Genomic DNA, 13704 nt, shown 5'->3' on the forward strand with positions numbered 1-13704 from the left:
TTCCGCCGGATGAACCTTTGCCAGGTAAAGGCAAAGATTGAATTAAGAAATCCGCTGCGGCATTGTCCGGCCCATGGAATTTCTGGACTTTGGACATAACCCTTGGTTGGTGGTTACATCGTTCGTTGTGGCGCTAGTTGCTGGGGCCACGGGATTGTCTTTGACGAGGGATTTGTCCGAAAAGTCGCTTTCACAACGCAGGTTGGCCATCGCGTTGGGTGCCGTTGCTTTGGGTGGTGGGATCTGGTCAATGCACTTCGTGGCTATGCTTGGCCTAAGGCTGCCCATCCTGTTTTACTATGATGCCGCAATCACGCTCGCATCTGCGCTTATTGCGATCCTTATGGTCGCTTTGGCGCTTGTTCTTTTGCATTTCACTGAGCGTTCCAGGGGGATCATCATTGCTGCCGGAGCAATCGTAGGCGCCGGCATCTTGGCGATGCACTATGTGGGAATGGCTGGCATGCAGCTTTGCAAACCCGTTTATACCCTTCAAGGGGTGCTCGGGTCGTCGGTATTGGCTATTGTCCTGTGCATTCTGGCGATCGGCATTGCCTATAATGAGCGTTCCAACAGGACCATCGCGATCGGCACGCTGTGTTTTGGCGTAGCTGTCTTTTCAGTGCATTTCCTGGCCATGGCCGGAACCAATTTTGTAGCCTTGAAAGATATCCGAGAGTTTGGGCCCGTCATCAGCAACGAAGTCATGGCCGTTGGGGTGATCCTGTCGAGCTTTGTTATCTTCGGCGCATTTTTGTGGGTCGGCACAACTTATCTTGTGCCTACGCAAGCCACAGAGATCCCGATGACAGGCGTGGCCCAAGAAGAGCCTTCACCAGATCAGACCCCACCCATTCGCATCCCCTGTGAAAGAGACGGAGGCAAGGTCTTTATTGCCGCGCCTGACGTTGCATTCGTCAGGGCGGATGGTCACTACACGCAGGTCTACACCCGAACGGAAAAGTACTTTTGCGTCTGGCCGATCACTGAAGCGGTCAAACGGTTGGAGCCAACTGGTTTCTTGCGCGTGCACCGCAGCTATATTGTGAACCCCAAAAAAGTCGCGCGGTTTGAACGGACCAAAGACAAGGGACAATGCACCTTTGGTGAGGCCGATCTTCCCCCGGTGCCGGTCAGCCGATCAAACCTGAAAGCAGCACTGACCGCCTTTGGGTAACGCGTGGTAATTCCGGCAGCGCAACTCGTGCGTCCTGAAGCGCATTTCGTGCAAAATTAGCGAAAACAAAGTGTTTTCTCGGGTCTACAACCCGGCATCGCGCGAGCTTCTCTAACAGCCAGAACAGTTGCTGCAGGGAGGAGAGGCAATGATTCCAGCTGCCTTTGAATATTATAGACCTAGGGATTTGGCGGGCGCCCTGTCCGTACTTGTGGAGCACGGAGATGACGCACGGGTCCTCGCAGGGGGGCACAGTCTGATACCCATGATGAAACTCCGCATGGCCGAAGTGCCACATCTGATCGACTTGCAGGATGTGGAGGGATTGAGCGGCATCTCCATTGAGGGGGATAGCATCCGCATCGGCGCGATGACGACGCAACATGACATCATCGACAACGCATCATTAGCGACAGCTGCTCCGATCATGCGAGAGGCTTCATTCCAGATCGCTGACCCGCAAGTGCGCTACATGGGCACGGTTGGCGGCAACGTCGCCAACGGCGACCCGGGCAATGACATGCCGGGTTTGATGCAGTGCCTGGACGCGACCTTTACCTTGGTCGGGCCGGATGGTGAACGCAAAGTCGCGGCCCGCGATTTCTACGAAGCGGCTTATATGACTGACCGTGAGGATGAAGAGATCCTGACAGCGGTGGAGTTCGATGCACCAAAGGGCGGTTACGCCTATGAAAAGCAAAAGCGCAAAATCGGCGACTACGCTACCGCGGCTGCTGCGGTCCTTTTAACTAAAGAAAATGGGACTTGCACCTCGGCTTCCATCGCGATGACCAATCTGAGCGATACACCGGTTCATTCTGAAAAAGCTGGCGCTGCGCTTGTCGGCACGTCCGTGGATCATGCGGCAATCAAAGCGTCGGTGGACGCGATGTTGGGCGACATTGACCCCACACAGGACAACCGCGGTCCCATTGAATTCAAACGTCACGCAGCGGCGATTATCTTGCGCCGCGCGATCGAAAACGCCTGGGCCAGAGCCTGAGGAGAGAGATCATGTCAAACAAGAAACACTTCACTCTTACAGTGAATGGCGAGGAGCAAGAGTTCCTGGCTGAACCGCGCGAACTGCTGATCCACACCCTGCGCGAACGACTGCGCAAGACCGGTCCGCACATTGGTTGCGAGACCTCGCATTGCGGCGCTTGCACCGTGACCATGAACGGCAAATCGGTGAAGTCCTGTACCGTGTTCGTAGCACAGGCTGACGGTGCCGAAATCACCACTATCGAAGGGCTTGGCAACCCGGACAGCCTGCACGTGCTGCAGGAAGCTTTCAAAGAACACCATGGTCTGCAATGCGGCTTCTGCACACCGGGTATGATCACCCGCGCATCCAAGCTTTTGGAAGAAAACCCGAACCCAACTGAAGAAGAGGTGCGCTTTGGCATGGCGGGCAACCTCTGCCGCTGTACCGGATATCAGAACATCGTCAAATCTATCCTCGCCGCCGCGGCCGAGATGAACTCTGCGAAGGAGGCGGCACAATGAACAAGGAACTGACCCGCGAAGAACGCGCCGACGCACTGGGAGGAATGGGTTGCAAACGCAAGCGCGTTGAAGATGCCAGGTTTACCCAAGGCAAAGGCAATTATGTCGACGACATCAAACTGCCCGGCATGCTGCATGGTGATTTCGTACGTTCGCCCTATGCCCACGCCAAGATCGTGTCGATCAATGCCGAGGCCGCATTGGCGCTGGACGGTGTGATTGCCGTACTGACGGCCGAAGACCTCGCCCCTCTTGGTCTGCATTGGATGCCGACGCTGGCGGGCGACAAGCAGATGGTTTTGGCTGACGGCAAGGTGCTCTTCCAAGGTCAGGAAGTGGCATTTGTGGTGGCAAAGGACCGTTATGTTGCAGCCGATGCAGTCGAGCTGGTCGAAGTGGAGTATGAAGAACTCCCCGTTTTGACCGATCCCCACGCAGCATTGGAATCCGACGTGGTTCTTCGCGAAGACCTGATGGGCGAAGGTGGAGCGATTCCAGATGGGGCTCACGGCCCCCGCAAACACCCTAACCACATCTTTACCTGGGAAGTCGGCGAGAAGGATGCGACCGAGCAGGTAATGGGGGAGGCTGACGTGGTCGCTGAAGAGATGGTGTATTACCATCGCACGCACCCATGTCCGCTCGAAACTTGTGGCTGCGTGGCTTCGATGGACAAGGTCAACGGCAAGCTCACGCTGCACGGCACGTTCCAGGCGCCTCACGCTATCCGCACAGTGGTCAGCCTTATCTCGGGCATTGAAGAGCACAATATCCGCGTGATCTCGCCCGACATCGGTGGCGGCTTTGGCAACAAGGTTGGGGCTTACCCCGGCTATGTGTGCTCGGTCGTGGCCTCGATTGTCACCGGTGTTCCGGTGAAATGGGTCGAGGACCGTATGGAAAACCTGATGACCACCGCTTTTGCCCGTGACTACTGGATGAAAGGTAAGATCAGCGCCACCAAAGAGGGTAAAATCACCGGTCTCTGGTGCCACACGACCGCAGACCACGGCGGCTTTGACGCCTGTGCCGACCCGACCAAGTTCCCGGCTGGGTTTATGAACATCTGTACCGGGTCTTACGACATTCCGACTGCGTATTTGGCAGTGGACGGCGTTTACACCAACAAAGCGCCGGGCGGGGTCAGTTATCGCTGCTCCTTCCGTGTAACCGAAGCCGCTTACTTCATCGAACGTATGATCGAGGTTCTGGCGATAGAGTTGAACATGGACGCGGCCGAGCTGCGCCGGATCAACTTCATCAAGAAAGAGCAGTTTCCCTATCAGTCCGCGCTTGGGTGGGAGTATGATTCCGGCGACTATCACACTGCGTGGGACAAGGCACTAAAGGCCGTCGATTACGAAGGGCTGCGTGCAGAACAAGCTCAACGGATCGAGGATTTCAAGGCGGGCAAAACCCGAAAGCTGATGGGCATCGGCCTGACGCATTTCACCGAAATCGTCGGCGCTGGACCCGTCAAGAATTGCGATATCCTTGGTCTTGGCATGTTCGACAGCTGTGAAATCCGCATTCACCCGACCGGCTCAGCGATCGCACGCCTTGGCACCATCTCGCAAGGCCAGGGCCATGCCACGACCTTTGCACAGATCCTCGCAACCGAGATCGGTCTGCCGGCGGATAGTATTACCATCGAAGAGGGTGATACGGATACCGCGCCCTACGGTCTTGGAACATACGGCTCGCGCTCGACGCCGGTAGCCGGTGCCGCGACCGCGATGGCAGGGCGCAAGATCCGCGCCAAAGCACAGATGATCGCGGCCTACCTGCTGGAAGTGCATGACGATGATGTCGAATTCGACGTGGATCGTTTCGTGGTCAAGGGCGCGCCTGAAAAGTTCAAGACGATGAAGGAAATCGCCTTTGCCGCCTACAATCAGGCCATTCCGGGCATCGAGCCGGGACTGGAGGCGGTCAGCTACTATGACCCTCCGAACATGACCTATCCCTTTGGCGCCTACGTCTGCGTGATGGACATTGATGTGGACACCGGCGTGACCGACATTCGCCGCTTCTATGCGCTGGATGACTGCGGCACCCGCATTAATCCGATGATCATCGAGGGCCAGGTGCACGGTGGTTTGACCGAGGCGCTGGCTGTCGCTCTGGGGCAAGAGATCGCCTATGACGAAATGGGCAACGTCAAGACCGGCACATTGATGGATTTCTTCCTGCCGACCGCATGGGAAGTGCCGAATTACGAGACCGATCACACCGTTACCCCCAGCCCGCACCACCCAATTGGCGCCAAAGGAGTCGGCGAAAGCCCCCATGTGGGCGGCGTTCCCTGTTTCTCCAACGCGGTGAATGATGCCTTCCGTGCCTTTGGCCTGCGTCACACCCATATGCCGCACGATCACTGGCGGATCTGGAAGACAGCAAACGAACTGGGCCTTCACGGCTAAGTTCCGGGCGCGCGCGGCAGGGATGGCTGCGCGCGCCTCATAAACCACTTGAGGCTCTAATGACCTGGACCGATCTCCAATCTGCACTTGTAGAACAGAACTATGTCGCCTCAGACAATCTGGCGGTTTCGCTGCATTTGGCTTTGTCTTTGCGCCGCCCTCTACTGCTGGAAGGCGCGGCGGGCGTAGGAAAAACCGAAGTCGCCCGAGTACTGGCTGCGGCCCAGAACACGCAGTTGATCCGCCTGCAATGCTATGAAGGTCTGGACGCCTCTCAGGCGATCTACGAGTGGAATTACCAACGACAACTACTGGCGATCCGTGCGTCCTCTGAAGCAGGCGAGGCCGGCAAGGCGGTCGAGGATCGGATATTCTCGCGGGAGTATTTGTTGGAGCGCCCCTTGCTGTCGGCGATCACGCAAGACGTTTCTCCGGTTTTATTGATCGATGAAATCGACCGCGCAGACGAAGAGTTCGAAGCTTTCCTGCTCGAGATCCTCGCTGATTACCAAATCACCGTTCCGGAGCTTGGCACCATCAAAGCCACCACCGTGCCAACAGTTATACTGACCTCGAATGGCACCCGCGACTTGTCGGACGCGCTGAGGCGTCGCTGCCTTTTCAGTTATGTCGATTATCCCGACCGGACAACGGAACTCGCGATCCTAAAAGCCCGGTGTGCTGGGATAGAAGCGCTGCTGGCCGATCAGGTGATCGGGTTCGTCCAGACGCTGCGCAAGGAAGAGCTTGAGAAGGTGCCCGGAATCGCGGAGACACTGGATTTTGCCGCCGCGCTCATGGGGTTAGGGATTGCTGATCTCACGGAAAACCCGGCAGCCCTCCAAGCCACACTCACGACACTTCTAAAAACACAGAGCGATCGCGCACATATAACCCGCGAAGTGGCGCAACGCATCGCGGGGAAGGCCGCATGACCCGCGTGACCCGCTTTGCTGGCCGCGATCCCGGCGCCACGGCGCGCATGGCAGGGTTCCTGGCCCATTTGCGGGAGAATGGCCTGCGCCTTGGCGTGCAGGAAACCGAAGCAGCTCTGACGGCGTTGACCTGTGTTGAGGCAGCCAACCCTGAAGAGGCGCGTTGCGCACTCAAGGCCGTTTGCACGGGATGCAAGGACGACGCGCAGAGGTTTGATTTGTTGTTTGACAGTTTCTGGATGGATGCCGGTCGCGTGCGAACAAAGGTCATGCCGAAAATGTCGACCCATCCCAAGGGCGACGACAGCGTACGTTCGTCACGAGATGCCAAAGGAGAAGACGTTGGAGGCGCTGGCGATGCGACAGCGCCAGACGGAGGTGACGGTGATGCCGAAAGTGATGGCGACGGTAAGCTGATCGCCACCGAAATGCGCAACCTGTCCCGGCGCGATCTACGTGATCTGGTACGGGCAGAAGAGATTGCCGAGGCCGAAGAAGTTGCTCGCCGCCTCGGACAAGCGCTGCGCGACCGCCGCTCCCGCCGCCGCATCGCTGCCCGCAAGGGCGATCGACTGCATTTCCGCAAAACAATCCGGCGCAGCCTGGCGACAGGGGGCGAACCCATCCGACTCATCAAGCGCAAACGCCCTGATCGTAGCCGAAAAATCGTAGCGCTATGCGATGTTTCCGGCTCTATGACCGTCTATGCGCAAGTATTCCTGGCCTTTTTGGCCGGCCTGATGCGCGGTGATCCAACCGCCGACGCATACCTGTTTCACACACGCCTCGTGCGGATAACCGAGGCTTTACGCGATAAGGACACGATGCGCGCCATCGGACGGATGTCCTTGATGGCGGATGGGTTCGGCGGAGGTTCCAAAATCGGGGAAAGCCTGGATCGATTTGCATCTACCTACGCGCGCCGTTTCGTCGATGGGCGTTCAGTCGTGATGATCCTCTCGGACGGCTATGACACCTCTTCCCCTGACCACATTGACGCGGCGCTGACCAAGCTGCGCAAACGCGGCTGCCGCATTCTTTGGCTGAACCCGCTCAAAGGCTGGCGCGACTATGCGCCCGTCGCAGCGGGCATGACGGCAGCCTTGCCTCATTTGGACCTCTTTTCCGCCGCCAACACACTGGCGGACCTCGCCGCGCTGGAGAAGGAGTTGGTATCGCTATGACCCCCGCTGAGTTGTTTTCATCTGACCTGGCAGAGACAGCCCAATACCTGCGCGCCAAGGAACAACCTTTTGCCTTTGCAACAATCGTGCGCACTGCCGGAACCACCGCGGCAAAACCCGGCGCAAAGGCAATCATTGGTGCGGATGGCACCATATTGCACGGGTTTCTTGGTGGCGGCTGCACCCGTGGCGCTGTGAGGCGAGCCACCTTGGAAGCCCTCGAAACCGGCGCACCCAAGCTTGTGTCGGTCGCGCCGGAAGACTTTTTGAACGATATCGGCGTCAGTGCCGGAGCAATGGTGGAGGGCGTATTCTATGCGCGCAACGGTTGTCCCTCTCGTGGCACCATCGACATTTTTATTGAGCCCTGTCTTCCGATGCCAGAGTTGACAATACTCGGAAACTCGCCGGTCGCAGAGGCTTTGGCACAAATCGCACCGCATTTTCACTGGTCAATCTCACGTGCCGTGGATGAGGAGAATGCACTTGGAAAGATGAGTGCGATCGTCGTGGCGACGCAAGGGCAGGGTGATCTTGACGCCTTGCGCGACGCGCTTGCTTGTGAAGCAAACTATGTCGCCTTTGTGGGCAGTAAGAAGAAATTCGCGGCCCTGTCTAAAAAGCTCTCCGAAGCTGGTGTGCCCGAGGTCACACTCGCGATGGTTTCAGCCCCAGCTGGTTTGGACATTGGTGCTGTCACACCTGAAGAAATCGCGCTTTCCATCCTGGCGGAACTGATCACCGTGCGCAGGAATTCCGTAGAAAGGAACCCAAATGCGTAAACTTTTCAAAATCTTAACTCGTGGTTTCAAGCCATCTACAGAGCAGGCTGAGGTGCTTGCCACGATTAAATACCCCTGTTGCTGAACAAAGAAAGGAACCGCCATGGAACTGGCCGACGAAATTATCATCGATGCCTCTAGGGATGTGGTTTACGCAGCTTTGAACGACCCCGAGATACTTAAACGTTGTATTCCCGGGTGCGAAGAACTGATCAAGAAATCCGACACCGAACTTGAAGCCAAAGTTGTACTCAAAGTTGGCCCCGTGAAAGCGAAATTCAGCGGAGATGTGGTGCTCAAAACCGATGGCGCGCCAGAGACGTTTTCGCTGGATGGCCAAGGCAATGGTGGCCCGGCTGGACATGCAAAAGGCGGAGCCGACGTCACACTGACCGAAAATGGGTCTCAGACCATTCTGCGCTACGAAGCCAAGGCCGTGATCGGCGGCAAGCTGGCGCAACTTGGGAGCCGTCTTATCCAGAGTACAGCAAAGAAACTCGCCGCCAAATTCTTCAAGTCCTTTGCAGACGTCATGTCGGAAGAACCCGTTTCTTGATCCACACATCCTGAACACCGGGTTGATGTCCTTGGCCATGCAGTTGACCAGCTAAACGTTGGTAAGCTGTTTGTTCTGATCACATCGATCAGTATCAAGGGCTGAACGGCGCGCGAAGTAGGTTCGCTCGCCGTTGTCTCTTCAAGCGGGAGGATGGTCGGCTATATGTCCAATGGCTGCATCGACCGGGACATCCGACTAAAGGTGGTCTCGGTGCTTGAAACGGGCGGCACAGCCAAAACGATCCGAAACGTTGCAGGCTCTTCTTTCTTTGATCTCAAGCTTCCATGCGGGACGTTTTTGCAGCTGTTTCTGAATGCAAGTCCAGAACCAAAAAGCATTCCTACTGCCTAAAAAAGTCCGCATAGCGGCCGCCGGGACAGCTGCTCAGAAATCAATCTCCACACCCGGCAGATTCAGCTCTTTCATCATGTCACGCAGTTCTTGCCGGGCGGCGATGTTCGAGATGTTCAGCTGTTTGACGCCGATGTCCTTCAGGTCCAACAGGGTCAGTCCGCGTGGAAATAGTTCGCGGAAGATAACCCTCTCGGAAAAGCCCGAGGCGACGCGGAAGCCGATGCGCTGGGAAAGCATCTCGATCGCGCGCTGCATCTTTTCCTTGTTGACCATGCGCTGCGTACCGACCCGGTTGCGGACAACGACCCAGTCGATCGGCTTCAGCCCCGCCTGTGCCCGCAGTTGACGAGCGTTCCAGACCATTTCGGAATAGACGGACGGGCCAAGGATTTTTTCGCCCTTCGAGTCGATCCGCGCCAAAAGGTCAAAGTCAATGAAACTGTCGTTCAACGGGGTGATCAGCGTGTCGGCCAGCGAATGTGCCACCTGACTCAGACGGGTGTGAGAACCCGGGCAGTCGATCAGAATAAAGTCGCTGTCGCTTTCCAGCTGGGATACGGCAGCAGACAGGCGATGGTCATATATGTTCTCGCCCGGTTTCAACGTCGCGGCATCGATCTCGGGCAGGTCGTGATGGCGCGGGCTGGGCAGGGTCAGGTCCGAGCTTTTGAGGAAATTGTTGCGGTTCTCGAAGTATCGTCCCAGACTGCGCTGACGCAGGTCCAGATCCAACGTGCTGACCTTGTGTCCCAATCGGGCCAGCGCGGTCGCCACATGCATCGACACGGTCGATTTGCCTGCGCCACCCTTTTCGTTCCCGACCACAATGATATGTGCCATGCTTGTATTCCCAAGTCCCGCCGTGCTTCACTACACGTTGTTGTCAGCCACTATATGTTGTGTCGGCGGCGAAGGAAAGAACCTCAAGCGGCGCTTTCGGGCAATATCAGACTCTATTCGGGAAAACCTAACGCTGCGCACGAGTTACACAGAGCGCTTGCCATTGCAATGGCACTGATTCACTGTCGACAAACGGTTTCGGCAAGGAGATTTTTGCTTGGAGCACCTGTTCCTGAACGTTTTGAACGTGGTTCTGCCCGTCCTGATCTGCGCTGGAATTGGCTATGTTCTTGCCGTGATTCAGGCGCCTTTCGACAACAAGGTCATTGGTGGGATCGTTTCCAAAGTAGGCTATCCGACATTGATCATTTCTCATCTGTCGAACACCAAACTGGCCGTGGGCACGTTTCTTGACATGATGGCGGCCGCTGCCCTTGCGGTGGCCGGTTTCGGGGTGTTGGGGTATGTCGTGCTCAAGGTTCTTCGCTTGCCGGTGAGGGCATTTCTGACGCCGTTGATGCACGGGAATGTCGGCAACATCGGCCTGCCAATCACTTTGCTGGCGCTGGGCGATGCAGGTATGGCCTATACCATGGCGTTCGTGGTGGTTGTGCTGATCAGCATCTTTACCGTCGGCATGTGGATCCCGGCCGGAGAATTCTCGCCCAGGAAATTGGCGACGTCCCCGATTATCTACGCCGTGGGCCTCGCCCTGATCCTGATGGCAACGGGGCAAAGCCTGCCGCAACCGGTCGCAAAGTCCTTTGACATCTTGGGTGGATTGTCGATCCCGCTCATGCTGCTGACCCTGGGGCATACGCTCGCGACGCTGCGTGTGAAAAGCCTGGGTCGCGCGGTTCTGCTGACGACCCTGCATCTGGCGATGGCGGTTGCAATTGCCAGTGTTCTGATCTGGTTGTTTGGTTTCACGGGAACCGAGCGGGGTGCGCTGATCTTGTGTTGCCTGATGCCTTCTTCCGTGGCGACTTATCTGTTTATCGACCAGCATGTTCCGGAATACGGGCCGGATGTGGCGGGGTTCATTCTTGTCTCGACGCTCAGCACTGTGCTGGTGCTGCCCGTCGCGCTGTCTTACTGGATCTGACGCAACCCTATGCGCAGGGCCAGAAATCGTTAAACTGATGATGTTTGTATTCAACAATCTTGGTCAGTGGGTGTTTTATGGGTGATGAGAGCTCGGCCAGTGTATCTCCGCAGTTCCGCGCCCGTGTGGTGCTGGCCATGACGGCCATCTGCATGATGGTCGTGGGGTTCAACACCACCGCTGTAACCACCATATTGCCCAATCTCAGGGCCGAGTTCGATTTGACCCCTTCAGGTTTGCAATGGGTGATGGCCACGTATTCCGTGACCAGCGCCACGCTTGTCTGCATCGTCAGCCGGCTGGGTGACATTACCGGCAAGATGGGCGTGTTCTTTTTTGGCATGATCGTCTTTGCAATCGGCTCTGCCTTTGCCCTGTTGGCGCAGGATGGGGCGATGCTGCTTATCGGGCGCGGCGCGCAAGGCGCGGGCGCGGCTGCTTTGTTCGGCACGTCCCTGTCATTGTTGACGGCGGCCACGCCCGAAGAGCAGCGCGCCAGCGTTACCGGCATCTGGGGGGCGATTGTCGGTTTGGCGATCGGTGTCGGGCCCATCGTCGGTGGCGCTTTCGGCCATTATGTCAGCTGGCGCGCGGTCTTTGCAGCCGACCTGGTTCTGCTGGCTGTGGCCTTTGCCATCGGGCTGCATGTCAGCAAACGGAAATACGTTCCCGATACCCGTCTTGCCGGGGCAAAGTTCGATTATGCCGGGGCCGTTGCCATTCTGTTTTTCCTCGGGCCATTGTCCTTTGCGCTCAGCAACGGAGAAAGCGGCGGGTGGACTTCGCCTTTGACACTGGTGCCCCTGGTCGTGGCAGCCGTGTCGACAATTGCCCTTGTCATCGTATCCCGCCGCAGCGACGACCCTTTGATCGAGCTGCGATATTTTCGCCACCCGCGTTATCTGATGGCCGCGGCAGGGATGTTCTTTACCGGGTTCACGCTGTTCTGCTTCTTCGTCTATTTCAATACATTCGTCCAATCGCCCGATGCCTTTGGGTATTCGTCCATCGATGCGGGTCTGGCGATCATGCCGCTCAGCCTCAGCATGTTTGTGATCTCGGTCACCGCACCCCGCTTTCTTGCCCCCTACAGTTTTCAATGGCCGATCGCCATTGGCCTGGGGGCGATGGCCTGCGGGTTCCTGCTGCTGATGACAACAACGAACACAACGCAGTTTTCCGAAATCTGGTGGAAGCTGCTGATCGTCGGTGTCGGGTTGGGCATCTGCTTTTCGCTGTTGCCACGCTTGGGCCTGCGCCTACTGCCCGAGCAGCATGTGGGGCAGGGTTCGGGGGTCATCAACGCCTGTCTCTATTTCGGAGCAACCCTTGGTGCCGTGGTGGGCGGTCTGGCCGAAGCGATCACCAGACGCCGAGGTCTGTCCGAGGTGATCGACGCGCTGCCTGCCGGGTCAACCCAGCGCGCGGATCTGGCCCATGCGCTGGCACATGGAACGCCGAACCAGATACAGCAATTGATCTCGGGGATGGATCCGTCTGCGGGAGACACATTGGCGAAGGCCCTGCGGGATGTGCAGGACAACGCCTTTGACAATGCCATGTTGGTTGCCGCGATTGCGGCGCTGGCCGGAATGACGCTGGCGCTGATGTTGCTGCGCGGGCCGGTTCCCCCTGTACACAGTGCGGCGGAATTGACCCGAAATCCGCGACAACCAAGCCCCTAACCGCCGAGGTAGACCCCTTTCTGAGGGCGAAAAAAGACCTTCTGATCGTGTAGCTTGCCCAAAAGTTCGTGAATGCGCCGCAACGTGTCTTCCCGGTCTGTCCTGCTATCCTCTGGTTCATCCGAAGCAGAATGAGACAACGAAGCGATCGAGTCGCGCAACGCCGTTTCAATCAGATCCATATCATCGACTGAAAGCTCGATCATGTCGTTGTACTGGGGCATGTCCGGGTCTCCGTGGAAGCTGAGGGTTGTTCACACGGAGTGTAACATCACTGGGTCTTTGCAAAAACGCACATTGTCCGGTTTCGCGTCCATAAGACACATGGAAGCTTCCAGAAAAAAGGCCGCCCCCATGGGACGGCCTTTCGAAATCGAAACAAGTCAGACTTAGAAGCCCAGACCTTCGTATTTCTTTTTGAACTTCGACACGCGGCCGCCGGCGTCCATCAGGCGCGACGAACCACCAGTCCATGCAGGGTGCACGGAGGGGTCGATTTCCAGAGCCAGCTGGTCGCCTTCGGCGCCCCAGGTGGATTTCATCTGAACCACTGTGCCATCGGTCATTTTGACGTCGATGACGTGATAATCGGGATGGATGTCTTTTTTCATCTTTCCGTTCCTTACGCTTCGGCGCCAGCCTTGGGCTTGTAGTTCGTAACCTCTGCGATACGTGCGGATTTACCGCGACGGGTGCGCAGATAGTACAGTTTGGCGCGACGAACGCGGCCACGGCGGACAACGGTGATGCTGTCGATGTTGGTCGAATACAGCGGGAACACACGCTCCACGCCTTCGCCGAACGAAATCTTGCGAACGGTGAACGAACCGGCAATGCCATTGCCGTTGTTGCGCGCGATGCAGACGCCTTCGTAGTTCTGCACACGGGTGCGCGACCCTTCGGTCACCTTATAGCCGACACGAATGGTGTCACCGGCCTTGAAGTCGGGGATGTCTTTCCCCAGGGCGGCAATCTGTTCCGCCTCAAGCTGTGCGATAAGATCCATCGCAGGTACTCCTATATGCTCGTGGTTGGCCCACGAAGTTTGGGCACGGCCTGAGAGCTCTTGGTCTTCACCGGGTCCTGCATGCAGCCCGCCAGAGGTCAGATCGAATGTTCCTTTGGTCTGGTTTGATCTGACACATCCCCGC

14 protein-coding genes and 1 pseudogene are annotated in these 13704 nt (G+C 57.2%); 11 read left to right on the forward strand and 4 right to left on the reverse strand.

The window, feature by feature from the left end:
- Positions 1 to 73: 73 nt before the first annotated feature.
- The 9 genes and pseudogenes from ACR0E2_RS18050 to ACR0E2_RS18090 form a co-directional block, all read left to right on the forward strand.
- The gene (locus tag ACR0E2_RS18050; protein ID WP_480447430.1) at positions 74 to 1177 is read left to right on the forward strand and encodes an MHYT domain-containing protein; all 1104 of its coding nucleotides are present in this window, start codon (positions 74 to 76) and stop codon (positions 1175 to 1177) included.
- 148 nt (positions 1178 to 1325) lie between these two features.
- The gene (locus ACR0E2_RS18055; RefSeq protein WP_480447431.1) at positions 1326 to 2180 is read left to right on the forward strand and encodes an FAD binding domain-containing protein; all 855 of its coding nucleotides are present in this window, start codon (positions 1326 to 1328) and stop codon (positions 2178 to 2180) included.
- A gap of 11 nt (positions 2181 to 2191) precedes the next feature.
- Positions 2192 to 2686 (forward strand): (2Fe-2S)-binding protein, encoded by a 495-nt coding sequence (locus ACR0E2_RS18060; RefSeq protein ID WP_171229174.1) that lies wholly within the window; start codon positions 2192 to 2194, stop codon positions 2684 to 2686.
- Positions 2683 to 5109 (forward strand): aerobic carbon-monoxide dehydrogenase large subunit, encoded by a 2427-nt coding sequence (locus ACR0E2_RS18065; RefSeq protein WP_480447432.1) that lies wholly within the window; start codon positions 2683 to 2685, stop codon positions 5107 to 5109. The genes ACR0E2_RS18060 and ACR0E2_RS18065 overlap by 4 nt, the downstream gene beginning before the upstream one ends.
- Before the next feature lie 59 nt (positions 5110 to 5168).
- The gene (locus tag ACR0E2_RS18070; RefSeq protein ID WP_480447433.1) at positions 5169 to 6044 is read left to right on the forward strand and encodes an AAA family ATPase; all 876 of its coding nucleotides are present in this window, start codon (positions 5169 to 5171) and stop codon (positions 6042 to 6044) included.
- Positions 6041 to 7228, forward strand: coding sequence for a vWA domain-containing protein (locus tag ACR0E2_RS18075; RefSeq protein WP_480447434.1), 1188 nt, complete (start codon positions 6041 to 6043; stop codon positions 7226 to 7228). The genes ACR0E2_RS18070 and ACR0E2_RS18075 overlap by 4 nt, the downstream gene beginning before the upstream one ends.
- Entirely contained in the window at positions 7225 to 8010 is a 786-nt protein-coding gene (locus tag ACR0E2_RS18080; protein WP_480447435.1) for an XdhC family protein, read from the forward strand. Before ACR0E2_RS18075 ends, ACR0E2_RS18080 begins: the two co-directional genes overlap by 4 nt.
- A 103-nt stretch (positions 8011 to 8113) precedes the next feature.
- Positions 8114 to 8566: an SRPBCC family protein gene (locus ACR0E2_RS18085; RefSeq protein WP_480447436.1), complete on the forward strand. Its 453-nt coding sequence runs from the start codon at positions 8114 to 8116 to the stop codon at positions 8564 to 8566.
- 117 nt (positions 8567 to 8683) lie between these two features.
- Positions 8684 to 8920, forward strand: a pseudogene (locus tag ACR0E2_RS18090) (XdhC family protein); the annotation flags it as partial.
- A gap of 33 nt (positions 8921 to 8953) precedes the next feature.
- Here ACR0E2_RS18090 and ACR0E2_RS18095 read toward each other — a convergent pair.
- Positions 8954 to 9763, reverse strand: coding sequence for a division plane positioning ATPase MipZ (locus ACR0E2_RS18095; RefSeq protein ID WP_152457022.1), 810 nt, complete (start codon positions 9761 to 9763; stop codon positions 8954 to 8956).
- Between the two features lie 217 nt (positions 9764 to 9980).
- On the opposite strand from ACR0E2_RS18095, the gene ACR0E2_RS18100 reads away from it, so the two are divergent.
- On the forward strand, positions 9981 to 10868 hold the full coding sequence (locus ACR0E2_RS18100; RefSeq protein WP_480447437.1) for an AEC family transporter: 888 nt from the start codon (positions 9981 to 9983) through the stop codon (positions 10866 to 10868).
- A gap of 77 nt (positions 10869 to 10945) precedes the next feature.
- Positions 10946 to 12553 carry an MFS transporter gene (locus tag ACR0E2_RS18105; RefSeq protein ID WP_480447438.1) on the forward strand — a complete coding sequence of 536 codons (1608 nt, stop codon included), beginning with the start codon at positions 10946 to 10948 and terminating at the stop codon, positions 12551 to 12553.
- On the opposite strand, the gene ACR0E2_RS18110 is transcribed toward ACR0E2_RS18105, so the two are convergent.
- The 3 genes from ACR0E2_RS18110 to rplS all read right to left on the reverse strand — a co-directional run bounded on the left by ACR0E2_RS18110 (position 12550) and on the right by rplS (position 13559).
- A complete protein-coding gene (locus tag ACR0E2_RS18110; RefSeq protein WP_480447439.1) occupies positions 12550 to 12777 on the reverse strand; it encodes a hypothetical protein in 228 nt (75 codons plus the stop codon). The two genes, ACR0E2_RS18105 and ACR0E2_RS18110, sit on opposite strands and share 4 nt — an antisense overlap.
- A 165-nt stretch (positions 12778 to 12942) precedes the next feature.
- Positions 12943 to 13164 (reverse strand): 50S ribosomal protein L31, encoded by a 222-nt coding sequence (gene rpmE, locus ACR0E2_RS18115; RefSeq protein ID WP_050605278.1) that lies wholly within the window; start codon positions 13162 to 13164, stop codon positions 12943 to 12945.
- A gap of 11 nt (positions 13165 to 13175) precedes the next feature.
- Positions 13176 to 13559, reverse strand: a complete 384-nt coding sequence (gene rplS / locus ACR0E2_RS18120) for a 50S ribosomal protein L19 (RefSeq protein ID WP_152457026.1) — start codon at positions 13557 to 13559, stop codon at positions 13176 to 13178.
- Positions 13560 to 13704 lie beyond the last annotated feature (145 nt).

The organism is Ruegeria sp. A4, assembly GCF_056543025.1.

Coding starts and splice junctions, on each gene's coding strand:
- ACR0E2_RS18050 (WP_480447430.1), top strand. CDS start 74: ATGGAATTTCTGGACTTTGGACATAACCCTTGGTTGGTGGTTACATCG.
- ACR0E2_RS18055 (WP_480447431.1), top strand. CDS start 1,326: ATGATTCCAGCTGCCTTTGAATATTATAGACCTAGGGATTTGGCGGGC.
- ACR0E2_RS18060 (WP_171229174.1), top strand. CDS start 2,192: ATGTCAAACAAGAAACACTTCACTCTTACAGTGAATGGCGAGGAGCAA.
- ACR0E2_RS18065 (WP_480447432.1), top strand. CDS start 2,683: ATGAACAAGGAACTGACCCGCGAAGAACGCGCCGACGCACTGGGAGGA.
- ACR0E2_RS18070 (WP_480447433.1), top strand. CDS start 5,169: ATGACCTGGACCGATCTCCAATCTGCACTTGTAGAACAGAACTATGTC.
- ACR0E2_RS18075 (WP_480447434.1), top strand. CDS start 6,041: ATGACCCGCGTGACCCGCTTTGCTGGCCGCGATCCCGGCGCCACGGCG.
- ACR0E2_RS18080 (WP_480447435.1), top strand. CDS start 7,225: ATGACCCCCGCTGAGTTGTTTTCATCTGACCTGGCAGAGACAGCCCAA.
- ACR0E2_RS18085 (WP_480447436.1), top strand. CDS start 8,114: ATGGAACTGGCCGACGAAATTATCATCGATGCCTCTAGGGATGTGGTT.
- ACR0E2_RS18095 (WP_152457022.1), bottom strand. CDS start 9,763: ATGGCACATATCATTGTGGTCGGGAACGAAAAGGGTGGCGCAGGCAAA.
- ACR0E2_RS18105 (WP_480447438.1), top strand. CDS start 10,946: ATGGGTGATGAGAGCTCGGCCAGTGTATCTCCGCAGTTCCGCGCCCGT.
- ACR0E2_RS18110 (WP_480447439.1), bottom strand. CDS start 12,777: ATGCCCCAGTACAACGACATGATCGAGCTTTCAGTCGATGATATGGAT.
- rpmE (WP_050605278.1), bottom strand. CDS start 13,164: ATGAAAAAAGACATCCATCCCGATTATCACGTCATCGACGTCAAAATG.
- rplS (WP_152457026.1), bottom strand. CDS start 13,559: ATGGATCTTATCGCACAGCTTGAGGCGGAACAGATTGCCGCCCTGGGG.